Origin of the sequence: Streptomyces sp. NPDC059037, from assembly GCF_042740015.1 — a bacterium.
GTDB lineage: Bacteria > Actinomycetota > Actinomycetes > Streptomycetales > Streptomycetaceae > Streptomyces.
In genome coordinates this window covers 1-6,423 of the sequence record NZ_JBHYIG010000408.1, presented here as the reverse complement: position 1 = coordinate 6,423, position 6,423 = coordinate 1, and the positions used below count along the sequence as shown (strand labels likewise).

General features: G+C 72.4%; 2 protein-coding genes and 1 pseudogene. 2 read left to right on the top strand and 1 reads right to left on the bottom strand.

Features of this window, described 5'->3' with window-relative positions; all coding sequences use genetic code 11:
• Nucleotides 1-5,100 (bottom strand): beta-ketoacyl synthase N-terminal-like domain-containing protein (locus ACFWY6_RS43320; protein WP_384702787.1); only part of this gene is annotated, 5,100 nt, incomplete at its 3' end.
• 204 nt (nucleotides 5,101-5,304) lie between these two features.
• Between ACFWY6_RS43320 and map the strand changes: the two genes are divergently transcribed.
• Nucleotides 5,305-6,075, top strand: coding sequence for a type I methionyl aminopeptidase (gene map, locus ACFWY6_RS43315; RefSeq protein WP_384702784.1), 771 nt, complete (start codon nucleotides 5,305-5,307; stop codon nucleotides 6,073-6,075).
• Nucleotides 6,076-6,193: 118 nt separating this feature from the next.
• Nucleotides 6,194-6,423, top strand: a pseudogene (locus tag ACFWY6_RS43310) (hypothetical protein); the annotation flags it as partial.

Sequence of the window (6,423 nt, the reverse complement as noted above, 5' to 3'; positions counted from 1 at the left end):
GGTCTCGATGCACCCGTCGGACGCGTCGGACCCGTCGGACCCGTCGGACCCGTCGGACCCGTCGGACCCGTCGGACCCGTCGGACCCGTCGGACCCGTCGGACCCGCCGTACCCGCCGTACCCGTTGAACTCGTCTGACCCGCCGGGCCCATCCGGCCGCGAGTACACGTCGACCGTCCGACAACCTGAGTCGTCCACCGCGCCCACCACGACCTGGACACGCACCCCCGCCGAGCCGGACAGGGCGAGTGGCGACAGCAGCACGAGCTCTTCGACCGCCTCGCAGCCCACCTCGTCGGCTGCCCGTACGGCCATCTCCACGAAGACCGTGGCCGGCGCGATCACCCTCCCGGCGACGCGATGGTCGGCGAGCCACGGGTGCGTCACGAGGGACAGAAGGCCGGTCAGTACGGTCCGGTCCGTGCCCGGTACCGGGAAGGCGGGGCCCAGCAGCGCCGGAGCTTCGACGGCGGCCGTCCGCGGCGCGTCCAGCCAGTACCGTCCGCGCTGGAATGCGTACGTCGGCAGGTCCACGAGCCGCGCGCCGGAGTCCGCGTACACCGCGGCCCAGTCGACACCCGCCCCCGCCACGTGCAGCCGCGACACCGCTGACAGGAGCGTTTCCGGTTCGTACGCAGCGCGGCGGGTGGTCGCGACGAGCACGGAGCCGCCATCGAACGCATCGCCCAGACAGTCGGTGGCCGCCGTGGTGAGGGCGGGGCCGGGGCCGAGCTCCAGGTACGCCGAGACTCCGTCGTCCGCGAGCGTGCGTACGGCGTCGGCGAAGCGCACGGGCTGCCGTGCGTGCCGCGCCCAGTACTCGGGCGAGCACAGCTCCGCGGCCTCGGCGGGTCGGCCCGTCACGGTGGAGACGACCGGGATGCGCGGTGGCCGGAAGGTCAACGTCCGGGCGACGTCCAGGAATGCGTCGAGCATCGGATCCACCAGGGGTGAGTGGAAGGCGTGACTCACGCGCAGACGTACGGCCCTGCGGCCGCGCTCCTCGAAGCCTGCCGCGACCGCCAGCACCGCGCTCTCCGCACCCGAGATCACCACCGAACGAGGCCCGTTGACCGATGCGACGGCCACCTCGTCCCCGAACTCGACTATGTCCGCGAGGACTTCCTCCTCGGTCGCGTCGAGCGCCACCATCGCGCCGCCGTCGGGCAGCGCCTGCATCAGGCGGCCACGAGCGGCGACGAGCGTCGCGGCGTCGGGCAGATCGAGTACGCCGGCGACGTGCGCCGCCGCCAACTCGCCCACGGAATGGCCCACTAGGCGGTCGGCTCGCACACCCCACGACTGAAGCAGCCGGAACAACGCCACCTCGAAGGCGAAGAGTCCGGCCTGGGTGAAGTCCGTGCGGTGGACGAGGGCCGCCTGGGGCGAGCCCGGTTCGGCGGACAGCACCGCGCTGAGCGGCTGGGGGAGGCGGTCGTCCAAGTAGTGGCAGACCTCGTCGAAGGCTTCGGCGAACACGGGGAAGGCGGCGCGTAGTTCGGCGCCCATCCGGGGGCGCTGTGCCCCCTGCCCGGTGAACAGGAAGGCCGTACGGATCCCCGGGTTCGCCACGCCTTGTACGACTCCCGGCGCGCGGCGCCCCTGCGCGAGTGCGCTCAGCGCGTGCAGGAGCTGTGTCCGGTCACCGGCCGGCACCATCGCCCGATGGGTGAGCGCGGAGCGCGACACGGCCAGCGAGTGGGCGACGTCGGAGGGCAACAGGTCTTGCCGGTCCGCCAGTTCGGACGCCAGCCGTCGCGCCTGGGCGTGCAGGGCGGATTCATCGGCGGCGGAGAGCAGCCAGGGAGCGGGCATCGGAGCGGGCACCGGGGCGGGGATCGGTGCGGCTGTCTCAGGTGTCTCCTGGCGGACCGCCGCCTCGTTCCGCGGCGGCTCTTCCAGGATCACGTGAGCGTTGGTCCCCCCGATCCCGAAGGCCGAGACCCCCGCACGCCGCGGCCGGTCCGAGGCGGGCCAGGGCCGGGCGGCCGTCAGGAGCTCCACCCGGCCCGCGCTCCAGTCCACGTGCGGTGTCGGTGATTCGGCGTACAAGCTCCCCGGCAGCTCGCCGTGCCGCATCGCCTGCACCATCTTGATGACACCGGCGACTCCGGCGGCCGCCTGCGTGTGCCCGAGGTTGGACTTGACCGATCCGAGCCACAGCGGCTGCTCGCGGCCTTGTCCGTACGTCGCCAGAATGGCCTGCGCCTCGATGGGGTCGCCGAGCCGGGTGCCCGTGCCGTGGGCCTCCACCGCGTCCACGTCGTCGGCGCGCAGCCCCGCGTCCGCGAGCGCCCGCGCGATCAGCCGCTGCTGTGCGGGACCGTGGGGCGCGGTGAGCCCGTTGGACGCGCCGTCGGAGTTGACGGCGGAGCCGCGGAGCACCGCAAGGACCGGATGACCGGCCCGCCGCGCATCGGACAACCGCTCCAGGAGGACGAGTCCCACACCCTCTGCCCAGCCCGTGCCGTCGGCAGCCGCCGAGAACGACTTGCAGCGACCGTCCGGCGAAAGGCCGCGCTGGCGGCTGAAGGCGAGAAAGGGGTTGGGTGTCGACATGACCGTGACCCCGCCCGCCAGCGCCATCGAGCACTCGCCCGAGCGCAGCGCCTGCGCCGCCCAGTGCAGCGCCACCAGGGAGGAGGAGCATGCGGTGTCGACCGTGATCGCGGGACCGCGCAGACCGTACACGTACGAGATCCGCCCGGAGGCCACGCTGCCGGTCGAGCCCAGGCCCAGGTGCGCCTCCAGCTCGTGGGGGCGGGTGAAGCGGGCGGCGTAGTCGCCGTGCATCACGCCGACGAACACCCCCGTGTCGCTCTCGCGCAGCTGGGCCGGGTCGATACCGGCGCGCTCCCACACCTCCCAGGACGTCTCCAGGAGCAGCCGCTGCTGCGGGTCCATCGCGAGCGCCTCGCGCGGTGCGATCCCGAACAGACCGGCGTCGAACTCCGCGGCCCCGTGCAGGAATCCACCGTGTCGGGTGTACGAGGTGCCGATCCGGTCGGGATCGGGGTCGTACAGGGCGTCCAGATCCCAGCCGCGGTCGGCCGGGAACTCGGATATGGCGTCCCTGCCCTGAGCCACCAACTCCCATAAGTCCTCGGGGGAGTTGACGTCACCGGGATACCGGCAGCCCATCGCGACGATCACGATGGGATCGTCCTCGTGGTTCCGGCCCTGCCCCCTGTACGGCCGCGGGTGCTCCATGCGCTCGCCCTCGAAGAGGGCGACGCGCAGATACCCGGCCACGTCGGCCGGCGTCGGATGGTCGAAGACAAGCGTCGCCGGCAGGCTCACCCCGGTCAGCGCACCGAGCCGGTCCACCAGCTCGACCGCGCCCACGGACGTCATGCCGAGATCGGCGAAGGTGCCGTCCGCGTCGGGCAGTTCGCCCGGCGCGCAGCGGCAGACCTCGGCCGTCTCGGTGCGCACGGTCTTGCGCAGTGCGCGTTCCTGCTCGTCGCGCGAGAGAGCGACGAGCCGCGCGCGCAGAGCGGTGTCGGCCGTGACCGAGGCGGGCGGGGCGGGGGCGGCCAGCTTGTGGCGGGCGGTCTTGCCGGACGCGGTGCGCGGGACGGCGGCGATCTCGTGGATCTCGGTCGGCACTTTGTAGTCGGCGAGCCGGGTACGGCACCCGGCGAGCACCTGCCGTGCGTCGATCCCGTCCGGACCCGGTACGACGAAGGCGACCGGCACCTCGCCGAGCACGGCGTGCGGCACCCCCACCACCACGGCGTCGGACACGCCGGGACACTGCAGCAGCGCCTGCTCGACCTCGGTCGGGTGGATGTTCTCGCCGCCGCGGATGATCAACTCGCTGACGCGGCCGGTGAGTCTGAGGTGGCCGTGCTCGACGCGGCGGCCGAGGTCGCCGGTGCGATACCAGCCGTCCCGCAGTGCGGAGGCCGTGGCCCCGGGCTGCTCGTGGTACCCCGTCATCAGGTTCGGCCCGCGCACCCAGACCTCACCCTCGGCTCCGTCCGGGACGCCCTCGCCGCTCCTCGGGTCGACGATGCGCACGTCCACTCCCGGGACGGGCGGCCCGCAGGAACCGTCGACCCTGGGCCCTTGGGGACGGTTCGCCGTGATCGCGCCGCAGGTCTCGGTGCTGCCGTACATGTCGAGCAACGGTGCCCCCGTGGCCTCCTCCACGGCCGCGCGCAGAGCGGGACCGCTCGGTGCACCGGCCACGACACACACCCGAAGGGCTTGCGGGGCCTCTCCGGCCGAATCGACAAGCCGGTGATACGTGGCGGGCACGCCGGCCAGCATGGTGAAGGGCCCGCCGACAGCCTCGTACGCCGTGTGCAGCTCCTGTCGCAGACCGTCCGGCGGCAGCAGCACATCGGCGATTCGGGCGCTCGCGCCCACGGCCGTGACGCCCAGGATCGCCAGCGAGTGGCTGAAACTGTGGAACAGCGGAAGGGGCCAGAGCAGCCGGTCGTCGGACGAGAGGCCGAAGATCGGGGCGTAGCAGGCGGCAACGGACCACAGCGCGGCCCGCTGCGTGGACAGCACGCCCTTGGGCCGGTTCGTGGTGCCGGATGTGTAGAGCATCCAGGCCGGATCGTCGAGCCCCAGCAGGTCGATCTCGGCGGCACCGACACTCTCAGGGGCACCGACACTCTCGGCGGCACCGCCGCTCTCGGCCGCGCTCTCGAACCGCGGGGCGCCGTCCGGCACCGGATCTGCTCCCGTGACCAGCACGCCGAAGCGGTCGTACGGCGGTCCCAGGCGCCGGAGTTGTGCGAGGCGCGTGGCGTCCACGATGACGAAATCGGCACCGCTGTCCTGAAGGAAGTGGGACAGCTCGGTGTCGGAGGACCGCGGGTCGAGCGGGACGCCGACCAACCCGGCCCGCAGCACGGCGAGGCAACTCTCCACCATCTCAACGCAGTTGCCGAGGCAGATCGCGACGCGGTCACCGCTGCGGAGTCCGGTCCGGGTGAGGTACTCCGCCAGTGCGCGGGTGCGCCGCTCCAGCTCGGAGTAGGTGACGCTGCGCCGGGAGTCGGCGTACGCGACACGCCGGGGCGCCGACTCGGCGTGCTCCTTCAGCAGTTCGGGAACCGGCCGGATCAGCTCGTCACGCGTCATGCTCCGCCTTCCACCTTCTTTACGGTGTACGGGTGTTGAGCCTACGCGGACGCGGAACGGCGACCGTCGTCGATCAGCCGCTTGAGCGACTCCACCCAGCGCCGGGAGGCGGCGAGCGGCGCCTCGGACGTCTGCGGGTGACCCCATTCTCGTACCGGTATAGTTTGACCGGTATAGTTATTGGTTGCATGAGAAGGGCGCCGCATGATCGAGATCCTGAACCCCACCCTGCTGGCCCGGGCGAAAGACACCGGCGCCCTGGTCGCCGACATCCTGCAGACGCTGAAGGGCCGTAGCGCGGTCGGCACGAACCTTCTGGACATCGACCGGTGGGCCGAGAAGATGATCGTCGAGGCTGGGGCGCAGTCCTGCTACGTCGACTACGCGCCGTCCTTCGGGCGCGGCCCGTTCGGCCACTACATCTGCACGGCCGTCAACGACGCCGTGCTCCACGGACTGCCGTACGACTACGCGCTTGCCGACGGCGATCTGCTGACCCTCGACCTCGCCGTCTCCAAGGGTGGAGTCGCCGCGGACGCCGCCATCAGCTTCATCGTGGGCGAGGCGAAGCCGCCGCAGAGCGTCGCGTTGATCAGTGCGACCGAGCGCGCGCTGGCCGCAGGGATCGCCGCCGCCGGGCCGGGGGCCCGTATCGGTGACATCTCCCATGCCATCGGCACGGTCCTCGGCGATGCGGGATACCGGATCAACACCGAGTTCGGCGGCCACGGCATCGGATCGACGATGCACCAGGACCCGCACGTCGCGAACACCGGACGGCCCGGCCGTGGATACAAACTGCGCCCTGGGCTGCTCCTCGCCCTGGAGCCGTGGGTCATGGCGGACACCGCCCAGCTCATCACCGATCCCGACGGGTGGACGCTTCGAAGTGCGACGGGCTGCCGTACGGCACACAGCGAGCACACCATCGCCATCACCGACGACGGAGCCGAAATCCTCACCCTGCAGAAGTAGGCGCGGCCATGAGGCCGCGGTGGCCGCGCCGTCCGGTGAGCGCGCTCACCCGGTGGGGCCACCGGCGGCCTCCCGGCGCACGGTTTCGGCGACGCCGGAGAGTGCCGCGCCGAAGTGGCGGCGCGGCGAGTTCGAGACGTCGAGCTCACCCGAAGACGCCCTCGTCTCGTGGCTGCGCGACTGCGTCGCATGGACGACCGGGTATCGGGGCGTGACCGTGCTGATGGCGGCCGCCAGCGAGGACACCGAAACCGCACACCACGCCACGTGCGTCACCCAGCGCGCGGCCGGGGCGCGGGGGGGGGGGGGGGGCGCCCCCCCGCCCCCCCCCCCCCCCGGGGGCGCCCC

Excerpts from the sequence above, each read along its gene's own strand:
- map (WP_384702784.1), top strand. The coding sequence starts at position 5,305 with ATGATCGAGATCCTGAACCCCACCCTGCTGGCCCGGGCGAAAGACACC.